Genomic DNA, 24,845 nt, shown 5'->3' with positions numbered 1-24,845 from the left:
GCAATCCGTGCCGAAGCGGTAAGGAAAGCGCGATGGGCCGGGCGCGACAGCGGCCCCCATTGACCGGCCCGTAAAACCTGCCATAGAGCGCGCCATGACCGAGCTTGCACAGATCCGCAATTTCTCCATCGTGGCGCATATCGACCACGGCAAGTCGACGCTGGCCGATCGGCTGATCCAGCTTACCGGCACCGTGGCCGAGCGGGACATGAAGGCCCAGCTTCTCGACGCCATGGATATCGAGCGCGAGCGCGGCATCACCATCAAGGCCAACACCGTGCGGATCGAGTATCCGGCGAAGGACGGCAAGACCTACGTCCTGAATCTGATCGACACGCCCGGCCACGTCGACTTCGGCTACGAGGTCTCCCGCTCCATGCGCGCGGTGGAGGGTTCACTGCTGGTCGTCGATGCCTCACAGGGCGTCGAGGCGCAGACGCTGGCTAATGTGTATCAGGCGATCGACGCAGATCATGAGATCGTGCCGGTCTTGAACAAAATCGACCTTCCGGCGGCGGAGCCGGATCGGGTGAAGGAGCAGATCGAGGACGTGATCGGCATCGACGCCTCCCAGGCGATCCCGATCTCGGCCAAGTCCGGCCTGGGCATCCCCGACGTGCTGGAGGCGATCGTGACCCGCCTGCCGGCGCCGAAGGGCGAGCGTGACGCGCCGCTGAAGGCGATGCTGGTCGACAGCTGGTACGACCCCTACCTGGGCGTCGTGGTCATGGTGCGGGTGATCGATGGCGTCCTAAGGAAGGGCGACCGGATCCGGATGATGCAGACCGGCGCGCTCTACGGCGTCGAAAAGCTCTCTGTGCTGAAGCCCGCCATGGTCGATATCGCCGAGCTGGGGCCGGGCGAGATCGGGGTGCTGACCGCCTCGATCAAGCAGGTGCGCGATACGCGGGTGGGTGACACGATCACCCATGAAAAGAAGGGCTGCGAGAAGCCGCTGCCGGGCTTCAAGCCCGCCCAGCAGGTGGTGTTCTGCGGCCTTTTTCCGGTCGATGCCGCCGATTTCGAGGACCTGCGCGAGGCGATCGAGAAGCTGGCGCTCAACGACGCCTCCTTCAGCTTCGAGATGGAGACCTCGGCCGCGCTGGGCTTCGGCTTCCGGTGCGGCTTCCTGGGGCTTCTGCATCTGGAGGTCATTCGCGACCGGCTGGAGCGGGAATACGATCTCGACCTGATCACCACGGCGCCTTCGGTGGTCTATCACCTGCATATGAAGGACGGGGAGGTGCGCGAGCTGCACAACCCGGCCGATATGCCGGACCTCACCTATGTCGACCATATCGAGGAGCCGCGGATCAAGGCGACGATCCTGGTCCCGGACGAATTCCTCGGCGATGTGCTGAAGCTCTGCCAGGACCGGCGGGGGATCCAGCTCGACCTGTCCTACGCCGGCTCGCGCGCCATGGTGGTCTATGACCTGCCGCTGAACGAGGTGGTCTTCGACTTCTACGACCGCCTGAAGTCGGTGACCAAGGGCTACGCCAGCTTCGACTACCAGATCATCGGCTATCGCACGGATATGCTTGTGAAAATGTCCATCCTCGTCAATGACGAGCCGGTCGACGCGCTGTCCATGATGGTGCATCGTGACCGGGCCGAGATGCGGGGACGGGCGATGGTGGAGAAGCTCAAGGAGCTGATCCCCCGGCACATGTTCAAGATCCCCATCCAGGCGGCCATCGGCGGGCGGGTGATCGCGCGCGAGACGCTTTCGGCGCTCCGCAAGGACGTGACCGCGAAATGCTACGGCGGCGACGCCACGCGGAAGCGGAAGCTGCTGGACAAGCAGAAGGCCGGCAAGAAGAAGATGCGCCAGTTCGGGCGCGTCGAGATCCCGCAGGAAGCCTTCATCAGCGCGCTGAAGATGGACAACTGACCGAGGCGGGCGCGAAGCGCCTGTCCCGGGCGGATTCTGCACTTTTGCAACCTTTTTGACCGAACGATCAAATACCGCTTTTGCACCGTAATTGCACCGATTCAGCACCGCCTTCTACCGGCGTTGGAGCGGGCGTGCGGCCCCGGCCCGAAACGTGGTGCGCAGCACCACCGGGCAGCGCCCGACCGCCCGGACGGGCGGGCGCTCCTTCACCGTCGCGGCGGAGAATGGCGTAGGGGGAGCTTCGCCGTAAACGGACAGACCGGCGGCGTCGTCTGCGCTCACCCGCGGTCGGACGCTGCCCTCTGTCGGGCTGGATCAGAGACGGAAAAGGGTGCGCGGCGATTGCGCACCCTGGGGGGCCTTGGCCCGCTTACATCTTCTGCTGGGTCTGCTTGGCCGAGCTGGTCAGCGCGTTGCCGGCCTTCGAGATGTCCTTGCCGGCACCGGCCATCGTGTCGCAGGCGGCGAGGCTGAGCAGGGCGAGCAGGGCGACGGCGGCGGTGACGGGGCGGCGGATGGTCATCGGGAACTCCTCTGTGCTGTTTGGCCTTAGCTTGCCCGGAGATCCCGCCAAGTCAATCACTTGTGCTCTCGCCCGGGCCCATTTCAAGGTTTCGTTAACTCCGTTCCGGGAAGGATGGAGTCGGAGGTTCCGATGCGTCTTTCCCTGCTTCTGCTCTGCCTGGCGCTGGCCGGCTGCGACTCTGCCTCCCCCCGGATGGCGGGGGGAGGGGAGGTGCGGCTGACGCGCGACGGGCGAAACTACGCGGTCCATGTGAAGGGCCGCGCGGTAGAGGTGATCCGTTTCGGCTGGGCCCCGCGGGCCGAGCAGGGCGTGATCCGGGCCCAGATGGTGGCCCTGATCCCGGAGGCGACCGGCTGCCTGCCGTGGCGGGGCAGCGTCACCGGTGACAGCGGGGTGATCCGGGGCCGGCTCCGCTGCCCTCGCGGGAAGATTCCGGTGCCGCCGGGGCTGCGCTGAGCGCTCAGGCGAGGAAGGCGGCGACGGCGGCCTCGAACTCCCGCGGCTTGTCGGCGTGCAGCCAGTGTCCGGCGCCGGGGATTTTTGCGAAGCGGGCGGCGGGGAAGAGGGCGCGGATGGCCTCTCGATACTCTGGGCGGACGTAATCGGAGAGCGCGCCGGAGAGGAAAAGCGTCGGGCCGTCGAAACGCCCCTCGGGTGCGGGCCAGCCGGTGATGCGGGGCATCTCGGCCTCCAGTACGTCGAGGTTCAGCCTCCAGCGCGGCGGGTCTGCCTTCAGGTCCAGCGATTGTAGCAGGAAGGCGCGGGTGCCGGGATCCTCGACCGTCGCGGCGAGGCGGCGATCGGCCTCGCTGCGCGAGGTGAGGCCGGTGAGGTCGAGCCCGCGCATGGCTGCGATCAGGTGGTTCTGGCTGTGGCTGTAGGCCACCGGCGCGATGTCGGCGACGACCAGGCGGTTGACGCGGGCGGGCTCGGTCAGCGCCAGCATCATCGCGGCCTTGCCGCCCATGGAATGCCCGAGGACATCGGCCTGGCCGAGCTCTGCCGCGATCAGTTCGGCCAGGTCGCGGGCGAGGTCGTCATAGCCGTGGCTGGGCGCCCAGAAGGAGCCGGCATGGTTGCGCATGTCGACGGCCAGGACGCGGCGCGTCTCGGCCAGCCTGCGCGCGATCACGCCCCAGTTGCGGCCCGAGCCGAAGAGGCCGTGGACGATGACCAGGGGCGGGTGCGAGGTAGACTCGCCATGGGCGGTGAAGCTGAGCATGGCCCCGGGATAGCGCGGCCGAAGGCCCGGCGCCAGAGGGCGCCGGGCGGGGGCTCGGATCAGAGCTTGGGGTAGAGCGGGAACCGGGCGCAGAGCGCCGCGACCTTGGCCCTCACGGCTTCTTCGACCGCGGCGTTGCCGTCCTCGCCATTCGCGGCAAGGCCATCGACGACTTCAACGATCCAGTCGGCGATCTGGCGGAATTCGGCCTCGCCGAAGCCACGGGTTGTGCCGGCGGGTGTGCCGAGGCGGATGCCCGAGGTCACGAAGGGCTTTTCCGGATCGAAGGGCACGCCGTTCTTGTTGGCGGTGATATGGGCGCGGCCGAGCGCGGCCTCGGCGGCCTTGCCGGTGACCTTCTTCGGCCGCAGGTCGGCCAGCATGAGGTGGTTGTCCGTGCCGCCGGAGACGATGTTGATCCCGCCCTTCATCAGCTGGTCGGCCATGGCGCGGGCATTGGTGACGACCTGGGCGGCATAGGCCTTGAACTCCGGCCGCAGCGCCTCGCCGAAGGCCACGGCCTTGGCGGCGATGACATGCATCAGCGGTCCGCCCTGCAGGCCGGGGAAGACGGCGGAGTTCACCTTCTTGGCGATCTCGGCGTCATTCGTCAGGATCATCCCGCCGCGCGGGCCGCGCAGCGACTTGTGGGTGGTGGTGGTCACGACATGGGCATGCGGCAGCGGCGAGGGGTGCTGGCCGCCGGCCACGAGGCCCGCGATATGGGCCATGTCGACCATCAGGTAGGCGCCGATCTCGTCGGCGATGGCGCGGAAGGCGGCCCAGTCCCAGGTGCGGGAATAGGCGGTGCCGCCGGCGAGGATCAGCTTCGGGCGATGCTCCAGCGCCTTCTCGCGCACGGCGTCCATGTCCAGCCGCTCGTCCTGCTGGCGCACGCCGTAGGAGACGACGTTGAACCACTTGCCCGACATGTTGACCGGCGAGCCGTGGGTGAGGTGGCCGCCGGAGTTGAGATCGAGGCCCATGAAGGTGTCGCCCGGCTGCAGCAGCGCGAGGAACACGGCCTGGTTCATCTGGCTGCCGGAGTTGGGCTGCACGTTGGCGAAGTTGCAGCCGAAGAGCTCCTTCGCGCGCTCGATCGCCAGCGTCTCGGCCACGTCGACGAACTGGCAGCCGCCGTAGTAGCGCTTGCCGGGGTAGCCCTCGGCGTATTTGTTGGTCAGGACCGAGCCCTGCGCCTCCAGCACGGCGGCGGAGACGATGTTTTCGGACGCGATCAGCTCGATCTCCTCGCGCTGGCGGCCGAGCTCGGCGCGGATGGCGCCGAAAAGCTCGGGGTCGCGGCTTTCGAGGGGCTCGGTGAAGAAGCCGGCATCGCGGACAGTGGCGGGGGCGGGGGCGTTCATGCGGTCCTCCGGGGCCAGGGGTTTGGCGGCTTTTATCCCAAGGGGCGGCAGGCCGGAAGCGTGGAATCCGACGCTTTCGCGCGCGGAGGCGAAACACCGGGCGCGGATCGGAAACAGGCGGCAGGATCGGCGCGATGGCGCCGGGGGGCCATCGGCCCCCAGGGACCCTGCCCGAGGATAGTGATCGACGGAAAGTGACAGCGCCCGGATCGCCACTTTCCATCAGGGAAATATCCCCGACGGAAGCCGGGGCCGCGGGTCGCGATCCCGTTTGGGGGCTTGAGTTCCCCGGGCCGGGCGGCGAGGGTGGGCGGGTCGCCTTGGGGGAGGGCAGGATGAGCGAACGTCTGGACATACGGGCCTGCTTCATGGCCAGTCCCGCGCCCGAGGCACAGGCGGCGCTGGACGAGCTGACCAAGCGCTACGGACAGCGCGGGCCCGAGGACGCCGAGGTGATCGTCGCGCTTGGCGGCGACGGCTTCATGCTGCAGACGCTGCATGCGACCGACGAGCTGGACATGCCGGTCTATGGCATGAACTGCGGGACCATCGGCTTCCTGATGAACGAATATTCCGCCGATGGCCTGGTCGGCCGGCTGCAGGCTGCGGAGGAGGCGGTGATCAACCCGCTGGCCATGCGCGCGGTCGACACCGCCGGCGAGGTCCACGAGGCCCTGGCGATCAACGAGGTCTCGCTTTTGCGCGCCGGGCCGCAGGCGGCTCGGCTGAAGATCCTCGTCGACGGGCGGGTGCGGATGGAGACGCTGATCTGCGATGGCGCGCTTCTGTGCACCCCGGCGGGATCCACGGCCTACAACTATTCCGCCCACGGACCGATCCTGCCGATCGGGTCGGGCGTTCTGGCGCTGACCGCCGTCGCTGCCTACCGGCCGCGGCGCTGGCGCGGCGCGATCCTGCCGAAGCGCGCCGTGGTCCGCTTCGAGGTGACCGACCCGGTGAAGCGGCCGGTGATGGCCGAGGGCGACGGCCAGTCGGTGCGCGATGTCGTCTCCGTCGAGATCCGCAGTGAGGAGCGCATCCGCCACCGCATCCTGTTCGATCCGGGCCACGGCCTGGAGGAGCGGCTGATCCGCGAGCAGTTCATCTGATCCGGAGCCTATTCGGCGGCGTCGCCGTTCTTCGCCCAGGCTTCCCGCTTGCGGTAGAGCGTGGAGGGGGAGACCCCCAGGACCCGCGCCGCGCGTGGCAGCGAGCCGCCTTCGCGGGCGATCGTCGCCTCGATCACGCGCTGCTCGATCTCGGCCAGGGTCAGGCCGATCAGGCTGTCGAGGCCGGTTGCGGCCGTCCCTTCCGTCTCCGGTTGCGGCGCCAAGGCCGCGGCATTGGCGGGTGCCGGGGACGCGCCCGTGGGCCGCAGTTCGGGCGGGAGCATGGCGGGGGTGACGACCTCGCCCTCGTTCAGCACCACGACATTGCGCAGCACGTTCAGAAGCTGGCGCACGTTGCCGGGCCAGGGCAGGTTGCGGAAGCGCTCTGCCACCTCGGGGGCGAGACGGCGGAATGCGCGGCCTTCCTCGGCCGAGAACCGGGCGAGCGCGGCCTCGGCCAGCGCCACGATGTCGTCGCCGCGCTCGCGCAGCGGCGGCATGTGGATCGGCACGACATAGAGCCGGTAGTACAGATCCTCGCGGAAGCGGCCGTTGCGGACCTCCTCCATCGGGTCGCGGTTGGTGGCGCAGACGATGCGGACATTGACCTTGCGCGGCCGCGTGGCGCCGACCGGCTGGACGCTGGAGGTTTCCAGGAACCGCAGCAGTTTCGTCTGCAGCGCGAGGTCCATCTCGCAGATCTCGTCAAGAAAGAGCGTGCCGCCGTCCGCAGCCGCCGCCGCGCCGATCTTGTCGGAGATTGCGCCGGTGAAGGAGCCCTTGAGATGGCCGAAGACCTCGGATTCCAGCAGGTCCGGCGGGATCGCGCCGCAGTTCAGCGCGATGAAGGGCCCGTTCGCGCGGGGCGAGCCGTCGTGGATCGCCTGGGCGCAGAGCTCCTTGCCGGTGCCGCTTTCGCCGGTGATGAAGACCGTGGCCATCGAGCGCGCGACCGAGCGGATGCGGGAGAAGACCTCCTGCATCACGGGCGAGGTTCCGGTGAGGCTGCCGGGCGGCGCGGCCTGCGCAGCGGGGCGCGGCCCGGGGCGACTGCGGCCGGCGTTGGCGACCGTGGCGAGGAAGCGCTGCTCGTCGAAGGGTTTGACGAGGAATTCATAGGCGCCCGCGCGCATCGCCTCCACCGCCTTGTTGATCGAGCCATGGGCGGTGATCACGATGATCTGCGTGTCCGGGCGCAGCCGCAGCAGTTCCGACATCAGGTCTATCCCGTCCCGGTCCGGCAGCATGATGTCGAGCAGAACGATGGCGGGCGAGATCTCCTTGAACGCGCGCAGGCCCTCTTCCGCCGTCCCGGCGGAGCGAACCTTGTGCCCGGCGCCCTTCAACAGCGTTTCATAGACGAGCCGGAGCGAGGGTGTGTCTTCAATCAGCAGCAGGGGAACGGTCATCTTGCCTCCGAGTGTGGAGGTACGTGGCCGGAGACGAAATGGATCAGATCATCGAGCAGCGCGAGGGTTTCCGGGGCGACCGCCTTGACCGCATCGGCGTCGCGGGTGCGGCCTGCGGCGTTGAGGCTTTCGGCCGATTTCATCAGCCGTTCGGCGCCGACCGCGCCGGCGACGGCGATCAGCACATGGGTCTGCGAGCGGATCAGCGCGTGATCGGGTTCCGAGCAGCCCAGGACCAGTCCGCGCTCGACCGAGCGCAGGTCGCTGAGGAGCCGGGTCAGCAGCTCAGCCCGGCTTTCCGGCCCGGCCATCTCCAGCAGCGCTTCGAAGCGCCCGGTGTCGAGCGCGCGCGGCTCGCGCGGCTGCGCGGGGTGCGGCTCGGCCGGGCGGGAGCGGTCGAAGAGCGTGGCCATTGCGGCGCCGAAGGCCTCCAGCCCGCCGAGCGGCTTGGCGAGGATGGAATCGGCACCGGCGGCATAGATCGCCTCGCGGTTGGCGCGCAGCACGTAGGCCGTGACCGCCATGATCGGGATATCGGCATGGCGCCCGCCGCCCGAGCGGATGGCGCGCATCACCTCTATGCCCGAGAGCCGCGGCATCTCGATGTCGATCAGGGCCGCGTCGAAGCCCTCGCGGTCGAGCCGGCCGAGCGCCTCGACCCCGTCGGAGGCCATCTCTGCCTCGGCCCCGAGCGCGGCGAGCATGTGGCGCATGAGAAGCTGGTTGGTCTCGCTGTCCTCGGCGACGAGGATCTTCAGGCCGCGCAGGTCGGGCAGGGCGGCGGCGCCGGGCTCTGCCTCGGCCGGGCCGGTGGGGGGCTGCCAGGCGGTCTGGGGAATGGTCAGCGTCACCAGCGCGCCGCCGGCGGGGCGGTTTCCGGTGGCCAGCGTGCCGCCGAGGCGGGTGGCCATCTCCTGCGCGATCTTCAGCCCGAGGCCGCTGCCGGCACGCGGCGGGTGGTGGCTGGCCTGGCCCGCATCGGGGAAGCCGGGGCCGTCGTCCTCGACCCGGAACACCAGCGCCGCGTCGGGGGCGAGCGCGAGGGAGACGCGGATCTCGCCCGAGTCGGTGTATTTCACCGCGTTGGAGATCAGGTTCGACAGGATCCGTTCCAGCGCGATGCGGTCGAGCCGCACGACGCGGGGCAGGTCCGGGGCCAGCGCCATGACGAAGCCCACGCCCTTTTCGCGGGCGCGGCCGGACCAGCGCAGCTCGACATCGCGCAGGAGCCGGGCGAGTGGCAGGCTGGCCGGCGCGTTGCCGGTGGTGCCGCCCTCGTCGATCATCGGGGCGAGCGCGTCCTCCAGCAATCGGGCGAGCACCTCGCTGGCGGCGCGCACACGCTCCAGTTGCAGACGCGGCGCGTCGTCCAGGCGGCCCGCGTCGATCAGCCGGAGGCCGCCGATGATGTCGGAGACCGCCGCGCGCAGGTCATGGCCAAGCAAAGCCAGCCGCGAGGCGTCGGAGCCTTCCGGCCCGGCCGCGGACATCATCAGGGAAGCGGGTGCCGCCTGGGGGGCGGTCCGGTCATTCGGCACGGGCTCAGCCTCTATCCGGGGTTGCATCCGGGTTCAGTCTACTGAACCCGAACGCAATCGCCAATAGCACCGGTTGGCGCGGCCCGCCGCAGCCGGCGGGTCTTAGCCGCCAGCATAGCCGAGGCCGCGCAGCGCCAGGGCGATCTCGTCCAGGATCGCGGGATCATCGATCGTCGCCGGGGTCTTGAAGGCCGTGCCGTCGGCGATCTTCGCCATGGTGGCGCGCAGGATCTTTCCCGAGCGGGTCTTCGGCAGCCTCTCGACCACGCAGGCGCGCTTGAAGGCCGCGACCGGGCCGATCTGATCGCGCACCAGCGCCACGACCTCGGCCACCACCGCCTCGCGCGGGCGGTTGCAGCCCTTGTTGAGGCAGAGGAAGCCGAGCGGAAGCTGCCCCTTCAGCGCGTCCGTCACCCCGATCACCGCGCATTCGGCCACATCGGGGTGCGAGGCCAGCACCTCCTCCATCGCGCCGGTGGAAAGGCGGTGGCCCGCGACGTTGATGACGTCGTCGGTGCGGGCCATGATGTAGATGTAGCCGTCCTCGTCGATGAACCCCGCGTCGCCGGTCTCGTAATAGCCGGGGAAATGGCTGAGATAGGCCTTCCGGAACCGGTCCTCGGCATTCCAGAGCGTGGGCAGCGTGCCGGGCGGCAGGGGCAGCTTCACCGCGATGGCACCCAGCGTGCCGGGAGGCACGGGATGGCCGCCCTCGTCCAGCGCCTGCACGTCCCAGCCCGGCATCGCGACGGAGGGGGAGCCGATCTTCACCGGCAGCGCCTCGATCCCCAGCGGGTTGGCGGCGATGGGCCAGCCGGTCTCGGTCTGCCACCAATGGTCGATGACGGGAACCTTCAGCTTCTCCTGCGCCCATTCGATCGTCGCGGGATCGGCGCGTTCGCCGGCAAGAAAGAGCGCGCGGAGAGACTTGAGGTCGTAGTCCGCCAGCAGCCGGCCTTCCGGGTCCTCGCGCTTGATGGCGCGGAAGGCGGTGGGGGCGGTGAAGAAGCTCGCCACCTTGTGGTCGCGGATCACCCGCCAGAAGGTACCGGCGTCGGGGGTGCCGACGGGCTTGCCCTCGAAGACCACGGTGGTGTTGCCATGCACCAGCGGCGCGTAGCAGATGTAGCTGTGGCCGACGACCCAGCCGACGTCGGAGGCGGCCCAGAACACCTCTCCCGGATCGACGCCGTAGATGTTCTTCATCGACCAGTGGAGCGCCACCAGATGCCCGGCGGTGGGGCGCACGACACCCTTCGGCTGGCCCGTGGTGCCGGAGGTGTAAAGGATATAGGCCGGGTGATCGCCCTCCACCGGCACGCAGTCGGCCTGGGGCGCGCCGTACTGGAAGCTGTGCCAGCCGAAGTCCCGGCCCTCGACCATCCTGGCCACTTCCATCTCGCGCTGGAGGATGACGCAGAAATCGGGCTTGTGGTGCGCGATCTCGATGGCCTCGTCCAGAAGCGGCTTGTAGTGGACATAGCGGCCCGGCTCGATCCCGCAGGAGGCGGCGAGGATCGCCTTGGGCTTGGCGTCGTCGATCCGCACGGCCAGTTCATGCGCCGCGAAGCCGCCGAAGACCACGGAATGGATCGCGCCGAGCCGGGCGCAGGCGAGCATCGCCTCCAGCGCCTCGGGCACCATCGGCATGTAGATGATGACGCGGTCGCCCTTCTCCACCCCCTTCGCACGCAGCGCGCCTGCAAGGCTGGCGACGCGGTTCCGGAGCTCGGAATAGGTGATCTTGTGGGTGCGGCCGGTCACCGGGCTGTCGTGGATGATCGCGTATTGCGGGCCGCGCCCGGCAAGGACGTGGCGGTCGACCGCGTTCCAGCAGGCGTTGACCAGCCCATCCTTGAACCATTCGTAAAGCGGCGCGTTATCGGCAAAAAGCGCGCGGCTGGGCTTTTTCACCCAGTCGATTGCCTCGGCGGCCTGCATCCAGAACGCCTCTGGATCGCGCTGCCAGCTGGCGTAGGTTTCGGCATAGCTCATCGTGGCCTCCCGCACTGCCATTGCGTTCTGTTACGCCGGAGGGGGCGGCTTGCGCAATGTTGTTGCGTGGGGATGCGACAAAAGGCGGAGAGGCCCCGCCTTTCACCCTGGCCCGGATCTGCCTGCCGGCGGCGCGCCCAACGGGGGCGCCCCACTCAGCTGTACTTGGCGACCGGCGTGCCCGCGATGGCGGCGACGTTGAGAAGCCCGCGCGCCGTGATCGCCGGGGTGACGATATGGGCGCGGTTGCCCATGCCCATCAGGATCGGCCCCACCTCCAGCCCGCCTGCACGGGCCTTGAGGATGTTGCGCACCCCGCTTGCCGCGTCGGTATTGGCGAAGATCAGGACGTTCGCCTGACCGTCGAACCGCCCGTTGGGGAAGACGCGGGCGCGCTGTTCGGGGTCGAGCGCAGAGTCGATCGGCATCTCGCCGTCATAGGCGAAATCGGGATCCATCAGGTCGAGGAGTTCCATGGCCGAGCGCATCCGCTGACCGGAGGAATTCTCGAGGTTGCCGAACTGGGAATGCGAGCAGAGCGCGACCTTGGGGGTGACCCCGAAGCGGCGGACATGGCGGGCGGCGCCGATGACGGAGTCGGCGATCTGCTCCGGCGTCGGTTCGGAGTTGATCTGGGTGTCGGCGATGAAGAGCGGCCCGTCCTCCATGATCATGAGCGAGAGCGCGCCGACGGGCCGGAGCCCGCCGCGGGCGAGGATCTGGCGGACGTAGTTCAGGTGCCAGAGGTACTGGCCGAAGGTGCCGCAGATCATCGAATCCGCCTCGTCGCGATGGACCATGACGGCGGCGATGGCGGTGGCATTGGTCCGCATCACCGCGCGGGCGATGTCCGGCGTCACGCCGCGGCGCTGCATCAGGCCGTGATAGGTCTCCCAGTAGTCGCGGTAGCGGGGATCGTTCTCCGGGTTGACGATGGCGAAGTCGCGGCCCGGCCGGATCGGCAGGCCGGCGCGTTCGCAACGCTTCTCCACCACCTCGGGCCGGCCGATCAGGATCGGCACGGTGGAGGTTTCCTCCAGCATCGCGTTGGCGGCGCGCAGGACGCGTTCGTCCTCGCCCTCGGCGAAGACGATGCGGCGCTGGGCGCTGTGGGAGGCCTCGAACACCGGGCGCATCATCAGCGCGGAGCGGAAGACGGACCCGTCGAGCTGGGCCTTGTAGGCGGCCAGATCCTCGATCGGCCGCGTTGCGACGCCGGTTTCCATCGCGGCCTTGGCCACCGCGCCGGCGACGACGCCCATCAGGCGCGGGTCGAAGGGCTTGGGGATCAGGTAATCGGCGCCGAAGCTCATCTGTTCGCCGCGATAGGCGGCCGCGGCCTCGGCCGAGGTGGTGGCGCGGGCGAGCGCCGCGATGCCCTCGATGCAGGCGATCTTCATCTCGTCGTTGATCGTGGTCGCCCCGACGTCGAGCGCGCCGCGGAAGATGAAGGGGAAGCAGAGGACGTTGTTGACCTGGTTGGGATAGTCGGACCGGCCGGTGGCGATGATCGCGTCGGGCGCGACATCACGCGCATCGGCGGGCATGATCTCGGGCGTCGGGTTGGCGAGCGCGAAGATGATCGGGCGCTTGGCCATGCGCGAGACCATCTCGGGCTTCAGCACGCCCGGGCCGGAAAGGCCGAGGAAGAGGTCGGCATCGTCAATCACTTCCGAGAGTTCGCGCTTGTCGGTCGCCTGGGCGAAGGCGGCCTTGAGCGGGTTCATGTCCTCCTCGCGGCCCTCGTAGACGACGCCGTTGATGTCGCAGAGCCAGACGTTCTCGCGCTTGACGCCGAGCTTGAGCAGCATGTTGAGGCAGGCGATCCCGGCCGCGCCACCACCGGTGGAGACGACCTTGATCTCTTCGAATTTCTTGTTCGCGACGCGCAGCGCGTTGGTGGCCGCGGCGCCGACGACGATGGCGGTGCCGTGCTGGTCGTCGTGGAAGACCGGGATGTTCATCCGCTCGCGGCAGAGCTTCTCGACGATGAAGCAGTCGGGGGCCTTGATGTCCTCGAGGTTGATGGCGCCGAAGGTGGGTTCCAGTGCGCAGACCAGGTCGGCCAGCTTCTCGGGGTCCTTCTCGGCCAGCTCGATGTCGAAGCAGTCGATATTGGCGAATTTCTTGAAGAGGACGGCCTTGCCCTCCATCACCGGCTTCGCCGCCAGCGCGCCGATATTGCCGAGGCCGAGCACCGCCGAGCCGTTGGTGACGACGCCGACGAGGTTGCCGCGCGAGGTGTAGCGGTGGGCGGTGGCGGGATCCGCCTTGATCTCCAGGCAGGCCTCGGCCACGCCGGGGGAATAGGCGCGGGCCAGGTCGCGGCCGTTGGCCAGCGGCTTCGTCGCCCGGATCTCGAGCTTCCCGGGCTTGGGGAACTCGTGGTAGTCGAGCGCGGCCTGCCGCGCGTTGTCCTGCCGGGCCTCTTCCATGCTCCGCCCTCTCCCCCGCGAATTGTTTAACGTTAAACTATCGGACGTCCGACCGGAATAGCGCCCCGCGCGCGGCTGTTTCAAGCGGAACTTGCAAATCGGGCCGCGGCGTCCGCAGTTTCGCGCCGCGCGCCGGGGGGTGCAAGATGGCGCGTGGGGGCGGCAGGCGGCGATGCGCCGGTATACCCCTCACGACGCTGTGAGGAGGGCCGCCGGCCGCTGCATCGGGCGGCGGGGGCGAGCCGGGCATTATTTCGAGATTGAAATAGTTTCGGGCGCGCGCTAGCCAAAACATCAAGGCCAGAAGGCCGCCATGCCAGCGGGAGTGGAAAGATGCAGAACATCCGGGCCGAAGTGCGGCTGCCGACAGGCGACCTCGTGGGCGATATCGGCTTCTTCACCAAGCGTCTGGGGATGCGGATGGACCGGATCTGGCCCGCCGACAACCCGAGCCATGCCTGCTTCTCCGGCCACGGCCTGCGGCTGCGGCTGGAGGCGGGGCAGGGCGCGCCGGGCCGCCTGGCCATCCTTGCCGACGATCCGGTGCTGATCGCGGGCGGCGAGACCCACCTGACCGCGCCGGGCGGAACCGAGGTGGTGATCGAACCGCTTGACCCGCCGGTGGTGATGCCGCCGACGCAGCATGAATTCGTCGTGCGCCGGCTGGCCGACAAGGCGCCCTGGATCGTCGGCCGCGCCGGGATGCAGTACCGCGACCTGATCCCCTCGCGCCTTGGCGGCTCGATCATCGCCAGCCACATCCGCATCCCGGACGGCGGGCCGGTGCCGGACATCGTGCATTTCCACAAGGTCGGGTTCCAGCTGATCTTCTGCTACAAGGGCTGGGTCGACGTGGTCTACGAGGACCAGGGCCCGAAGCGGCGGCTGACCGCCGGGGACTGCTTCATCCAGCCGCCGGAGATCCGGCACCGGGTGCTGGAGGCTTCTGACGGGATCGAGGTGATCGAGATCGGCGTGCCGGCCGAGCATGTGACCGAGATCGAGCATGTCATCACCCTGCCGACCCCCGATTTCCGGCCGGAGCGGGAATGGGAGGGCCAGCGGTTCGTCCACAACCTGGCCAAGGGCGCGGACTGGGCGCCGTTCCGGGTGCCGGGCTTCGTCGCGCGCGACACGACCATCAACGCCAACACCCGGGGCGTGGCCGGGGTGCAGGTCGTTCGCCCGGGAGAGGGCGCGGCGCCCTGGACGAAGCACGACGCCGATATCCTTTTCAGCTTCGTCATGGGCGGTTCGATGCTGCTGGAGGGCGAGGGCAAGGACCCGCAGCGCCTGACCGAGGGCGATGCCTTCGTGATCCCGCCGGGGATGGCGACCCGCTATGCCGAGCCCTCGGCGGATTTCGAGCTGCTGGAGGTCTCGCTGCCCGGGGCGTTCCGAACCGAAGCGGTGTAGGCAGGGCGAGCGCCTGCCCGCGGGGTGGCGCGTCCTGCCGTTCGAGCTTCGCCATTTGTGGTGGCCACGTCCTGCCTGAGCCGGAGCTTTGCGGGGGTGTCAAAGCGCCAGCCCGTCCGGGCGGGCAGGCGCTCGCCCTGCGCCTGCGGCGCGTATCGGGCGATGGATCGCATGGCCAGAGGCCCCCTTGCCCCCGCTCGCCCCGCGCATCACACTCGCCCGAAACGCCGGAGGACCGATGACCCTGCTCGATGCTGCGACCAAGGTGCGCGAGAACGCCCATGCCCCCTATTCCCGCTTCAAGGTGGGGGCCGCGCTGCGCTCTGCCGAGGGTCATGTGCATGTCGGCTGCAATGTCGAGAACGTGGCCTATCCCGAGGGCACCTGCGCCGAGGCGGGTGCGATCGCGGCCATGGTGGCGGCGGGCGATAGGCGGATCGCCGAGATCCTGGTGATCGCCGACAGCCCGGACCCGGTGCCGCCCTGCGGCGGCTGCCGTCAGAAGATCGCCGAATTCGCGGCGGGCGACGTGGCGGTGACGCTCTGCACCACCGACGGCAAGAGCCTGAAGACCACCGTCGCGGCACTTCTGCCCGGGGCTTTCGGCGCGACCCACATGGACCGCGCCTGAAATGGATGCGCGCGCGCTGATCGCCGGGCTCCGCCAGGGGCGGCCGCCGTCGGCGGAGGCGCTGGCCTGGTTCGCACGCGGTCTCGCCTCCGGCGAGGTCAGCGACGCGCAGGCTGGGGCCTTCGCCATGGCCGTCTGCCTCAAGGGGCTGGGCGAGGCTGGGCGCGTGGCGCTGACCCGGGCGATGCGGGATTCGGGCGCGGTCCTTGAATGGGACCTGCCGGGCCCCGTGCTCGACAAGCATTCGACGGGCGGGATCGGCGATTGCGTCTCGCTGCTGCTCGCCCCGGCGCTGGCGGCCTGCGGGGCCTATGTGCCGATGATCTCGGGCCGCGGCCTCGGCCACACCGGGGGCACGCTCGACAAGCTGGAGGCGATCCCCGGGTTCCGCGCCGATGTCCCGACGGAGCGGCTCTGCGAGATCGTGGAGGAGATCGGCTGCGCCATCGTCGCCGCCAACGGCGACGTGGCCCCGGCGGACCGGCGGCTTTACGCGATCCGCGATGTCACCGGGACGGTGGAGTCGATCGACCTGATCACCGCCTCGATCCTGTCGAAGAAGCTCGCCGCCGGGCTGGAGGGGCTGGTCCTTGACGTCAAGCTCGGCTCCGGCGCGTTCATGAAGACGCGGGGCGAAGCCGAGGCGCTGGCCCGTGCGCTTGTTGCCACCGCGCAGGGGGCGGGCTGCATGACCCGCGCGCTGGTGACGGATATGAGCCAGCCGCTGGCCGCCGCCGCCGGCAATGCGCTGGAGGTGATCGAGGTGATGGAGACGCTGACCGGCACCTCGGTCAACGCCGCGCTGTGGGACCTGACGGTGGCCCTGGGCGGAGAGGCGCTGGCGCTGGGCGGGCTGGCGCAGGACGCGGAGGACGGCGAGGGCCGGATCATGCGGGCGCTGGAGACCGGACGCGCGGCGGAGATCTTCGGCGAGATGGTCGCGGCACTCGGTGGCCCGCTCGATTTCGTCGAGCGCTGGCCCGATCGCCTGCCCGCCGCGCCCGTGGTGCGCGAGGTGGCGGCGGAGCGCGAGGGTTACGTCGCGACGATCGATGGCGAGGCCCTGGGGCTGGCCGTCGTCGGCCTCGGCGGCGGGCGGCAGCGCGAGGGCGACCGGATCAACCCCTCCGTCGGGCTGGCGGAGATCGCGGGGATCGGCGAGCATGTCTCGCCCGAGCTGCCGCTGGCGCTGATCCATGCGGCGAGCGAGGGGGCGGCGGATGCGGCAGAGGCGCAGGTGCGCGCGGCCTTCACGGTGACGGAGGCGCCGGTCGATGACCCGCCGCTGATATGGCAGAGGATCGGCTGATGGCGCGCGCGTTCTTGATCGTGATGGATTCCGTCGGCTGCGGCGGCGCGCCGGATGCGGGCGCCTTCTTCAACGCGGGCGTGCCGGATACCGGCGCGAACACGCTGGGCCATATCGCCGAGGCCTGCGCGGCGGGCCGGGCGGAGGAGGGGCGGACGGGGCCGCTGCGGATGCCCAATCTCGACGCGCTGGGGCTGGGGGCGGCGATCCGGCTGGCCTCCGGCGCCAAGACGCCGGGGCTTGGCGCGCGGCCCGCCGGGCGCTGGGGGGCGGCGACGGAGGTGTCGAAGGGCAAGGACACGCCCTCGGGCCACTGGGAGCTTGCCGGCGTGCCCGTGCCCTGGGACTGGGCCTATTTTCCGGCGACGGAGCCCGCCTTTCCGGACGCGCTGGTGTCGGAGGTCTGCGCGAAGGCGGGGACAGAGGGGATCCTCGGCAATTGCCACGCCTCGGGCACCGAGATCATCGCGCGGCTGGGCGAGGAGCATCTGCGGACCGGCTGGCCGATCTGCTACACCTCGGCCGACAGCGTGTTCCAGATCGCGGCGCATGAGGAGAGCTTCGGGCTGGAGCGGCTCGTCGCGCTTTGCGAGGCGCTGGCGCCGACGCTGCACGCGATGAAGGTCGGCCGCGTCATCGCGCGGCCCTTCGTCGGCGCGCCCGGCAATTTCACCCGCACCGCGAACCGCCGCGACTTCGCCATCGCGCCGCCCGCGCCGACGCTGCTCGACTGGGTGGCGGAGGCGGGCTTTGCGACCCATGCGGTGGGCAAGATCGGCGATATCTTCTCCATGCGGGGGATCGGAAAGCTGCATAAGGGCAAATCCGATGCTGACCTTTTCGAACAATTGATGGGGCTCGCTGGCAGCGCGGAGCCCGGGTCCTTTACGTTTGCCAACTTTGTCGAGTTCGACAGTATCTACGGCCACCGGCGCGACATCTCGGGCTACGCCGGGGCGCTGGAATGGTTCGATGAACGCGCCGGAGCCTTCCTGAAGCGGCTTCGGCCCGGGGACCTGGCGATCTTCACTGCCGATCATGGCAACGACCCGTCCTGGAGCGGATCGGACCACACGCGCGAGCGGGTGCCGGTTCTGGTCCATGGGGCGGGCGCGGGCGAGATCGGGCTTGTGGCCTTTGCCGATGTCGGGGCATCTGTCGCCGCGCATCTGGGCGTTGCGCCAAGGGGGCCGGGGCGGAGCTTCCTCGGGCCGGCCGCGAGCCATTGAAACGAGGGACTTATGAGCAAGACGTCACCCAAGGTCGAACTGCACCTGCACCTGGAAGGGGCCGCGCCGCCGGCCTTCATCCGCGGCATGGCGCGGGAGAAGCATGCCGATATCGCGGGCATCTTCGACGAGGCCGGGCATTACAGCTACACCGATTTCTGGCATTTCCTGAAGGTCTATGACGCGGCGACCTCGGTGCTGCGGACGCCGGAGGATTACCACCGTCTGACGCTTGCGGTGCTGGAGGAGAGCGCGGCGAACGGGGTGATCTATTCGGAATGCTTCCTGTCGCCCGATTTCTGCGGCGGGCGGGATGTCTCTGCCTGGCGCGACTACCTGAACGCCATCCGGGAAGCCGCTGAAATCGCAGAGAAACGCGACGGGATCACCTTGCGCGCCATCGTCACCGCCGTCCGTCATATCGGGCCGGAGGCGGCGCGGGAGACCGCGCTTTGCGCGGCCGAGACGGCGGGGGATTTCCTGACCGGCTTCGGACTTGCCGGGGACGAGAAACTGCACAAGCCCAAGGATTTCGCCTGGGCTTTTGATGCGGCCCGCGAGGCCGGGCTGCGGCTGACTGCCCATGCCGGCGAATGGGGCGGGCCGGAGAGCGTGCGCGACGCGCTGGCGGATCTGAAGGTGGAACGGATCGGCCACGGCGTCCGCGCGATCGAGGACCTGGCGCTGGTCGACGAGCTGGCCGAGCAGGGCGTGGTGCTGGAGGTCTGCCCCGGATCGAACGTGGCGCTGGGGCTTTACAAATGGCGCGAGCATCCGATCGCGGAGCTGGACCGGCGCGGGGTGAAGGTGACCATCTCGACCGACGATCCGCCGTTCTTCCACACCACGATGACGCGCGAGCACGAGCGGCTGGCCGAGGCTTTCGACTGGGACGAGGGGCAGTTCCTGCGCCTTCACAAGGTTGCCGCCGAGGCCGCATTCTGCGACGAGGCGACCCGCGCCCGTATTCTGAAACAGCTGGAGACCGCCGCATGACCGAGACCGAGCACCTGACCGTAGTCAGCCACCCGCTGGTGCAGCACAAGCTGACGATCATGCGTGACAAGGAGACCTCGACGGCGAGCTTCCGGCGGCTTCTGCGCGAGATCTCGCAGCTTCTGGCCTATGAGGTGACGCGCGGGCTGCCGATGACGACGCGGCGGATCGAGACGCCGCTTTGCGAGATGGACGCCCCGGCGCTGGAGGGCAAGAAGCTGGTTCTGGTCTCTATCCTGCGCGCCGGGAACGGGCTTCTGGACGGGATTCTGGAGCTGGTGCCGGCGGCACGCGTGGGCTTCGTGGGATTGTACCGTGATCCGGAAACGCTCCAGCCGGTGCAGTATTACTACAAGGTGCCGGCAGAGCTGGACGACCGGATGGTGATCGTGGTCGATCCCATGCTGGCGACGGGCAATTCTTCTGCCGCCGCCGTGGACCTGCTGAAACAGTCGGGAGCGAAGAATATCCGCTTCCTCTGCCTTCTGGCCGCGCCGGAGGGGATCGAACGGATGCGGCAGGCCCATCCGGACGTGCCGATCGTCACAGCGGCTGTGGACGATCACCTGAACGACCACGGATATATTGTCCCTGGTCTAGGGGATGCGGGGGACCGCATGTTCGGCACAAAATAGGGTAGCCCCCTCTTTACCGACTCGTCCGCCTCCGGCAAAATGCACGGGGCTGCCAAAGGGGGTTTTATGCGGTTCAGGCTTGTTGCCATGGTGCTGGCGCTCGGTGTTGGAAGCCCGGTTGTTTCCGGCGCGAGGACAATCGCGCAGGTCGGGCCGCCGACGAACCCGCCGCCGGCGAGTTTCACCGGGCGGCAATTCGTCGACAGCCGTGGCTGCGTCTACATGCGCGCGGGCTATGACGGGCATGTGACCTGGGTGCCGCGGATCGACAATGCCAAGCAGGTGCTCTGCGGCTATCGGCCGACGGTGATCCGGGCGGCGACGGTACGCGCGTCCGCCCCGGGCCGGGCCGTGATGCAGGCGCAGGTGCCCGCCGGCGGGCAGGCGCGGACGCAGACGGGGCAGAGATCAGGGCAGGCGGGGGCCGACGGCACGGCCCTTTCGGCGGCGATGGTCGTGCCCCGCGGTTACCGGTTCGCCTGGACCGATGGGCGGCTGAACCCGGGGCGGGGGCCCCAGGAAAAGGCCGGGACAGAGGCGATGTTCAAGATCTGGACCCGGACGGTGCCGATGCGGCTCCGGGCCGGCAACTGAGGCGCCCTCAGCGGACACAGATCCCCTGCAGCGCCACCCAGTCGTCGTCGCTCATCAGCGGCTGCGGCTCCGGCCCCTTGGCGAAGGGATCGTCGGTCACCAGCGGGTCGAGATCGCCCTCGGCGGGGGCGGCGGCCTTGGCATAGGGGGTGCTTGGCACGCCGGCGGCGCGGAAGATCGGCGCCAGCTCGGAGGCGGTGACCGGGATCGGCGTACGGCTGAGAAGCGCCTCGCCATAGCCCTTCATCGCCCCGTCGGGCAGGTTGCCGGTGGTCAGAAGCGTGAAGCTCGCCCGTAATCCGGCCCAGCGCAGGAGCGGCAGAAGCGGGTCCTCGTCGCGGGCGCGGGCGGCCTCTGCCAGCAGGTAGCCGGCGAGCACGTCCGGGCCCTCGTGATCCTCGATCAGCTTGTGGTTCACGAGGAGGATCCCGCCGGGCAGATGCGCGGCGGAGACGGGCAGCTGGCGCATCACCTCGATCAGCGGCGCGGCATTGCCGAAGAGGCGGGTGGCGAATTTCGTCAGGATCCGGTTGGCGGGCGCGGCCTCGCAGGGGGTGCCGGAGATGTGTTCGATATTGGCCAGAAGGTCGTGGCCGATCTGCTGGCGCTTGGCCCAGGGAACGACCTGCGCGGTATGGCTGATCAGCGCGCCGGGCATCCAGAAGATCAGCACCGCCGCGACGGCGAGAAGCGCGCCGCCGAGAAGCCAGCCGCGCATCCGGCCGGGGCGGGGCTGCCAGGCCTCCACCGCCGCGCTTACCGTGGTCAGCGCGCCGATCATGTCGCTGTCGTCGATTTCCAGCGTCTCGTCGGAGTCGGCGCCGGGGCGGAAGATCGCGGGCATCGCACCGGGGTTGGCGCGTTCGACCGCTGGCAGCGACCAATGGCTGAGCGGGATGTCGGAGCGGCTGTCGGAGATGATCAGCGTGGCGTCGCGGAACGAGACGATGACGTCACGCCGCTGCGCCTCCGGCGCATCGCGCCAGAGCCCCGAACATTCCAGCCTTTGGTATTTCTGCAGCGCCGTCATTCGCGGCCCTGGTTCCTGCTTCTGCCTCTGAAAACGACCTTAGACCAGCGAGGCCGCGGCCACAAACGAAAGAGGCGCCCCGGGGACCCCGTATCGGGGCCGCCCGCAGGGGTGCTGCGTCAGGGACGCCGGGCGAGATAGTCCTGGGCGAGGGCGTCGACGATGGGGCCGGCCTGCCGCGCCGTCATGCCGGGGGCGAGGCGGGGATCGTAGAGCATCCTCAGGATCAGCGCGTCCTGCGTCGTCAGATAGGCGAATTCCTGGTCGTCGTTGAAGATCGAGGGCCGCGCCTCGGGGCTGTCGTTCGAGGGGCCGAGGCCCTGGGCCAGTTCCTCCTCGTAACAGCCGTCGCGCGTCAGCTGCGGATGCTCGGCGCGGATCACGGCGACGGCCTGGGTGTCGACGTAACGCCCCGGGGGCGAGAAGGCGAAGACGAGGCAATAGGTGCTGAGCGGCATCGTCTCGATCGTCCGGACGGTGTGGCGGTCGATGCCGGGGATCAGGGTGCGGAGCGTGGGGCCGATGGCCCGGCGTTCGTCCTCATTGAGGACCAGCACGTGGAAATTGCCGGGTTCGGCGCCGACGCTGATCGGCAGGCCGGTGAGGCGGGAGAGCCGCGCGGCGTAGCGGGTGACGAAGGCGGTGTCGCGGCTCTGCTCCTCTGCCGGGACAGTGGCGCCGAAGGTGAGGGCCATGTGGACCGGCTCCTCCCACCGGCGGATGCGGTCGGGGGTGACGTGGCCGTCGTCGGGGCCGTCGCCGGGGCGGTATTCGTCGAAAAGCGCGATGGCCTTGAAATTGCGGGCCAGAAGCCGTGCGTCATAGGGCGTGTCCGGTCCGCCGCCGTCGGTGCGCAAAAGGCCGCGGGCCAGCATGCGCCTTTGGGAGTCCGCATAATAGGCGGCGACCCTGGCGCTGAGCTCGGACGGCTCCGGTGGCGGCACGGGCGAAGCCACGGGCGCGGGCGCGGAGGAGGGCCCCGGCGCGACCTGCGGCGCGCAGGCCGAGAGCGCCGCGAGAAAGAGCGCGGCCCCGGCCCGAAGGCCGAGGCGGAAAGGCGGGCGGCGGTGGATCAGGCCTTGGCCCCCCCGTCCGGCGCCGGCTTCGCGGGCGTCCTGGCGGCGGCGAGGGCGCCGCGCAGGTCGGCCTCCATCTTCGCCAGCTGCGCCTCGGCCGCCGCGCGCTTGGCCTTGCCGTCGTCGGCGATCTTCAGGCTTTCGGCGATCGTTGCGATCAGCGCGTCATTGGCCTTCTGCACCGCCTCCACGTCGAAGACGCCGCGTTCCATCTGGGTGCGGGTCTCGCGGTTGGCGTTCTGCAGCATCTCGGCATTCTCGGTCAGAAGGGTGTTGGTCAGGTCGTTTGCTTCGCGGATCGCCGACGCCGCCTGCTGGCTCCGCTGCACCGTCACCGCCTGTGCCAGCTGACTTTGCCAGAGCGGAACGGTGTTGACGAGAGTGGAGCCGATCTTTGTCACGAGGCTCTTGTCGTTCTCCTGCACCAGCCGGATGGAGGGCAGGGATTGCATCGTCACCTGGCGGGTGAGCCGCAGGTCATGCACCCGGCGGTCGAGGTCGTCGCGCGCCGCGCGGAGGTCGCGCAGGGCCTGGGCCTTGAGCATCTTCTCCGTCTCCGGGGCGGTTTCTGCGGCGGTCTGCGCGGCGGGGATGCTGGCCGTGTCGAGTTCGCCCAGCTTCGCCTCGCCCGCCGCGATATAAAGCGCGAGCTCGTCATAGAAGCCGAGCGCCTTCTGGTAGAGAAGATCCAGCGCCTTGATATCGATCAGCAATTTATGCTCGTGGCGGTCGAGATCCTCGGTGATGCGGTCGATCTGGCCCTGGACCTCCTCGAACTTCTCCATGAAGCGGGCGAGCGAGGTGCCGGAGCCGGTCAGCCGCTCCCACCAGCTGCGCTTGCGGCCGGGCTCCAGCTCCTTGACGGAGAAGCCGCGGATCGTGGCCACGATGTCGCGCAGGCTGTCGCCCGCCGGGCCGAGGTCCTTGTTCTTGACGCCCTCGAGCATGGAGGCGGAGATGGCGGTCAGCTCGCCCTGCGCGGCTGCGCCGAAATGGATGATGGACTGGCTGTTGGCCATGTCGATCTCGCCCATGCGCTTCGCGATCTTGGCGGCGACATCCGGGGCGGCCTCGGCCAGGGGGGGGACTTCGGGGGCGGGCTCGGGCAGGGGGGCGAGGGCGTCCTGGCCCGGTTTTGCGGTGTCCTCGGTCATCGTCTCTCCTTTCAAGGCGCGCGCCCGGGATCAGCCCGGGCGGACCCCTTCCTGTTGCAGGCGCTCCCTGAGCACGTCGATCTGGATGTCGAGATTGGTCTTGTCGTTGGTCAGAAGTGCCCGGGTCTGGGCGCGGAAATTGGTTTCGAGGTCAGAAAGCAGGGCCTCGTAGCTCTCGCGGGCCGCAGGGTCGCGGTGGCGGGCGTAGATCGTGGCGAAGCTCTCGGTCGCGTCGCGGGCGCCCATCAGGTAGACGCCGAGGTAGCGGCGCGCGGCGGCGAGGTCGGCGGGATCGGCCTCGATTGTGCGGAACATCTCGCGTGCGGCGGCGCTGAAGCGGGCGACGTGGTCGGTGAGCCGGCGGTCGCCGGTGCGGCGGATCGCGGCGTCCATGGCGCTGAGATAGGCCTCTGCGCCGTCCACGGCGCGGGCGACGCGGTCCGTCTCTGCCCGGTCGATGCCTTCGGCGCCCTTGTCGGAGAGCGGATCGGGGCCGAAGGCCGCGAAGTGGAGGCCCGCGCCGAGCAACGCGAAGATCAGCGGGGGCAGGAGGCCGCCGCCGGGGTGGACACCGCCGAGCGCGAGGCCGAGGCCGGTCAGCACGGAGCCGATCATCTTGCGCGGCAGGGCCGGGCGGCGGGCCACCGTGCGGGCCTCATAGGCGTCTTCGGCCAGAAGCCCCTCGCGCGTGAGCCAGGCCGCGGCGAGGAGCGTGGCGCAGGCGGCGAGCGAGAGGGCGAGGCCCGTGGGGCTGCGGGTGAAGGCGAGGACGGCGAAGATCAGCGGCGCGAGGAAGAGCGCGTTGACCCGCCCGCCGGCGCGGCTGGGCCTGCGGCCGTGAAAGGGGCTTTGCGGCGCGGTGCCCTCACCCTCCGGCGGCCGGGCGTTTTCCGGGGAATAGCGGCCGCCATAGCGCTGGGCCATCAGGCGCCCCCCGCGACGGCGACATAGACCATGAGGCCGATGAGCAGGAAAAAGGCGAGCTTGCGCAACCCGTTGCCGGACATCTCAGCCACCTCTCCTAGGACCGGTCATCGCGGTCAATATAGGCGAGGGGGCGGCTGACCGGAAGCCTTGGGGGCAGGAAAGCCCTCGGCCGGGGCCCCTAGCCGTCGCGGCGCGGGCCGCGCGGCCTGGACCCGCCGGAGGGGCCGCGGCCGGGCCCCTTGCCCGGACCGGGGCCGCGCCGCGGGCCGCCGGGCTTGCCTCCGCCGGCACCACCGTCTTCGCGCTTCCCACCCTCGCGCCCGGGACCGCGCGGGCCGCCCGGGCGGGGG

At 69.5% G+C, this 24,845-nt stretch carries 21 protein-coding genes; 10 read left to right on the top strand and 11 right to left on the bottom strand.

Annotated elements, in window-relative coordinates; all coding sequences use genetic code 11:
• Window positions 1-94 precede the first annotated feature (94 nt).
• The gene (lepA, locus tag EIP85_RS04275; RefSeq protein WP_127900924.1) at window positions 95-1,894 is read left to right on the top strand and encodes a translation elongation factor 4; all 1,800 of its coding nucleotides are present in this window, start codon (window positions 95-97) and stop codon (window positions 1,892-1,894) included.
• A 373-nt stretch (window positions 1,895-2,267) separates the two neighbouring features.
• Here lepA and EIP85_RS04270 read toward each other — a convergent pair whose 3' ends face one another.
• The gene (locus tag EIP85_RS04270; RefSeq protein ID WP_127900923.1) at window positions 2,268-2,420 is read right to left on the bottom strand and encodes an entericidin A/B family lipoprotein; all 153 of its coding nucleotides are present in this window, start codon (window positions 2,418-2,420) and stop codon (window positions 2,268-2,270) included.
• A 132-nt stretch (window positions 2,421-2,552) separates the two neighbouring features.
• On the opposite strand from EIP85_RS04270, the gene EIP85_RS04265 reads away from it, so the two are divergent.
• Window positions 2,553-2,879, top strand: a complete 327-nt coding sequence (locus EIP85_RS04265; RefSeq protein WP_127900922.1) for a hypothetical protein — start codon at window positions 2,553-2,555, stop codon at window positions 2,877-2,879.
• A gap of 4 nt (window positions 2,880-2,883) precedes the next feature.
• On the opposite strand, the gene EIP85_RS04260 is transcribed toward EIP85_RS04265, so the two are convergent.
• Both EIP85_RS04260 and glyA read right to left on the bottom strand, forming a co-directional pair.
• Entirely contained in the window at window positions 2,884-3,645 is a 762-nt protein-coding gene (locus EIP85_RS04260; protein WP_127900921.1) for an alpha/beta fold hydrolase, read from the bottom strand.
• 59 nt (window positions 3,646-3,704) lie between these two features.
• Window positions 3,705-5,012: a serine hydroxymethyltransferase gene (gene glyA / locus EIP85_RS04255; protein ID WP_127900920.1), complete on the bottom strand. Its 1,308-nt coding sequence runs from the start codon at window positions 5,010-5,012 to the stop codon at window positions 3,705-3,707.
• Window positions 5,013-5,347: 335 nt separating this feature from the next.
• Here glyA and EIP85_RS04250 point away from each other — a divergent pair, with 335 nt between their 5' ends.
• Entirely contained in the window at window positions 5,348-6,121 is a 774-nt protein-coding gene (locus EIP85_RS04250) for an NAD kinase (RefSeq protein WP_241559887.1), read from the top strand.
• Window positions 6,122-6,129: 8 nt separating this feature from the next.
• Here EIP85_RS04250 and EIP85_RS04245 read toward each other — a convergent pair whose 3' ends face one another.
• From EIP85_RS04245 to EIP85_RS04230, 4 genes are all read right to left on the bottom strand, one after another.
• Window positions 6,130-7,530: a sigma-54-dependent transcriptional regulator gene (locus EIP85_RS04245; protein ID WP_127900919.1), complete on the bottom strand. Its 1,401-nt coding sequence runs from the start codon at window positions 7,528-7,530 to the stop codon at window positions 6,130-6,132.
• Entirely contained in the window at window positions 7,527-9,023 is a 1,497-nt protein-coding gene (locus tag EIP85_RS04240) for an ATP-binding protein (protein ID WP_164871637.1), read from the bottom strand. The genes EIP85_RS04245 and EIP85_RS04240 overlap by 4 nt, the downstream gene beginning before the upstream one ends.
• A 147-nt stretch (window positions 9,024-9,170) precedes the next feature.
• A complete protein-coding gene (locus EIP85_RS04235) occupies window positions 9,171-11,063 on the bottom strand; it encodes a propionyl-CoA synthetase (protein ID WP_127900917.1) in 1,893 nt (630 codons plus the stop codon).
• A 155-nt stretch (window positions 11,064-11,218) separates the two neighbouring features.
• Window positions 11,219-13,498, bottom strand: a complete 2,280-nt coding sequence (locus EIP85_RS04230; RefSeq protein WP_127900916.1) for an NADP-dependent malic enzyme — start codon at window positions 13,496-13,498, stop codon at window positions 11,219-11,221.
• Between the two features lie 333 nt (window positions 13,499-13,831).
• On the opposite strand from EIP85_RS04230, the gene EIP85_RS04225 reads away from it, so the two are divergent.
• From EIP85_RS04225 to EIP85_RS04195, 7 genes are all read left to right on the top strand, one after another.
• A complete protein-coding gene (locus EIP85_RS04225) occupies window positions 13,832-14,914 on the top strand; it encodes a cupin domain-containing protein (protein WP_127900915.1) in 1,083 nt (360 codons plus the stop codon).
• Window positions 14,915-15,152: 238 nt separating this feature from the next.
• Window positions 15,153-15,545 (top strand): cytidine deaminase, encoded by a 393-nt coding sequence (locus EIP85_RS04220; RefSeq protein ID WP_127900914.1) that lies wholly within the window; start codon window positions 15,153-15,155, stop codon window positions 15,543-15,545.
• A 1-nt stretch (window position 15,546) separates the two neighbouring features.
• Complete coding sequence (locus EIP85_RS04215) at window positions 15,547-16,854, top strand: thymidine phosphorylase (protein ID WP_127900913.1); 1,308 nt, start codon at window positions 15,547-15,549, stop codon at window positions 16,852-16,854.
• A complete protein-coding gene (locus tag EIP85_RS04210; RefSeq protein WP_127900912.1) occupies window positions 16,854-18,083 on the top strand; it encodes a phosphopentomutase in 1,230 nt (409 codons plus the stop codon). Before EIP85_RS04215 ends, EIP85_RS04210 begins: the two co-directional genes overlap by 1 nt.
• Before the next feature lie 12 nt (window positions 18,084-18,095).
• Entirely contained in the window at window positions 18,096-19,079 is a 984-nt protein-coding gene (locus tag EIP85_RS04205) for an adenosine deaminase (protein ID WP_127900911.1), read from the top strand.
• Window positions 19,076-19,714 carry a uracil phosphoribosyltransferase gene (upp, locus tag EIP85_RS04200; protein ID WP_127900910.1) on the top strand — a complete coding sequence of 213 codons (639 nt, stop codon included), beginning with the start codon at window positions 19,076-19,078 and terminating at the stop codon, window positions 19,712-19,714. Before EIP85_RS04205 ends, upp begins: the two co-directional genes overlap by 4 nt.
• A 66-nt stretch (window positions 19,715-19,780) precedes the next feature.
• A complete protein-coding gene (locus EIP85_RS04195) occupies window positions 19,781-20,308 on the top strand; it encodes a hypothetical protein (RefSeq protein WP_127900909.1) in 528 nt (175 codons plus the stop codon).
• Between the two features lie 7 nt (window positions 20,309-20,315).
• Here the strand turns inward: EIP85_RS04195 and EIP85_RS04190 are convergent, their stop codons facing one another.
• The 4 genes from EIP85_RS04190 to EIP85_RS04175 form a co-directional block, all read right to left on the bottom strand.
• Window positions 20,316-21,338 carry a hypothetical protein gene (locus tag EIP85_RS04190; RefSeq protein WP_127900908.1) on the bottom strand — a complete coding sequence of 341 codons (1,023 nt, stop codon included), beginning with the start codon at window positions 21,336-21,338 and terminating at the stop codon, window positions 20,316-20,318.
• Window positions 21,339-21,457: 119 nt separating this feature from the next.
• On the bottom strand, window positions 21,458-22,213 hold the full coding sequence (locus tag EIP85_RS04185; protein WP_241559886.1) for a DUF2927 domain-containing protein: 756 nt from the start codon (window positions 22,211-22,213) through the stop codon (window positions 21,458-21,460).
• Window positions 22,214-22,410: 197 nt separating this feature from the next.
• Entirely contained in the window at window positions 22,411-23,568 is a 1,158-nt protein-coding gene (locus EIP85_RS04180; protein WP_127900906.1) for a toxic anion resistance protein, read from the bottom strand.
• Between the two features lie 30 nt (window positions 23,569-23,598).
• Complete coding sequence (locus EIP85_RS04175; RefSeq protein WP_127900905.1) at window positions 23,599-24,492, bottom strand: 5-bromo-4-chloroindolyl phosphate hydrolysis family protein; 894 nt, start codon at window positions 24,490-24,492, stop codon at window positions 23,599-23,601.
• Window positions 24,493-24,845 lie beyond the last annotated feature (353 nt).

Source organism: Solirhodobacter olei (assembly GCF_004010155.1).
Taxonomy (GTDB): domain Bacteria; phylum Pseudomonadota; class Alphaproteobacteria; order Rhodobacterales; family Rhodobacteraceae; genus Solirhodobacter; species Solirhodobacter olei.
The sequence above is the reverse complement of the archived record's forward strand: the minus strand, read 5'-3'. Positions and strand labels throughout refer to the sequence as shown.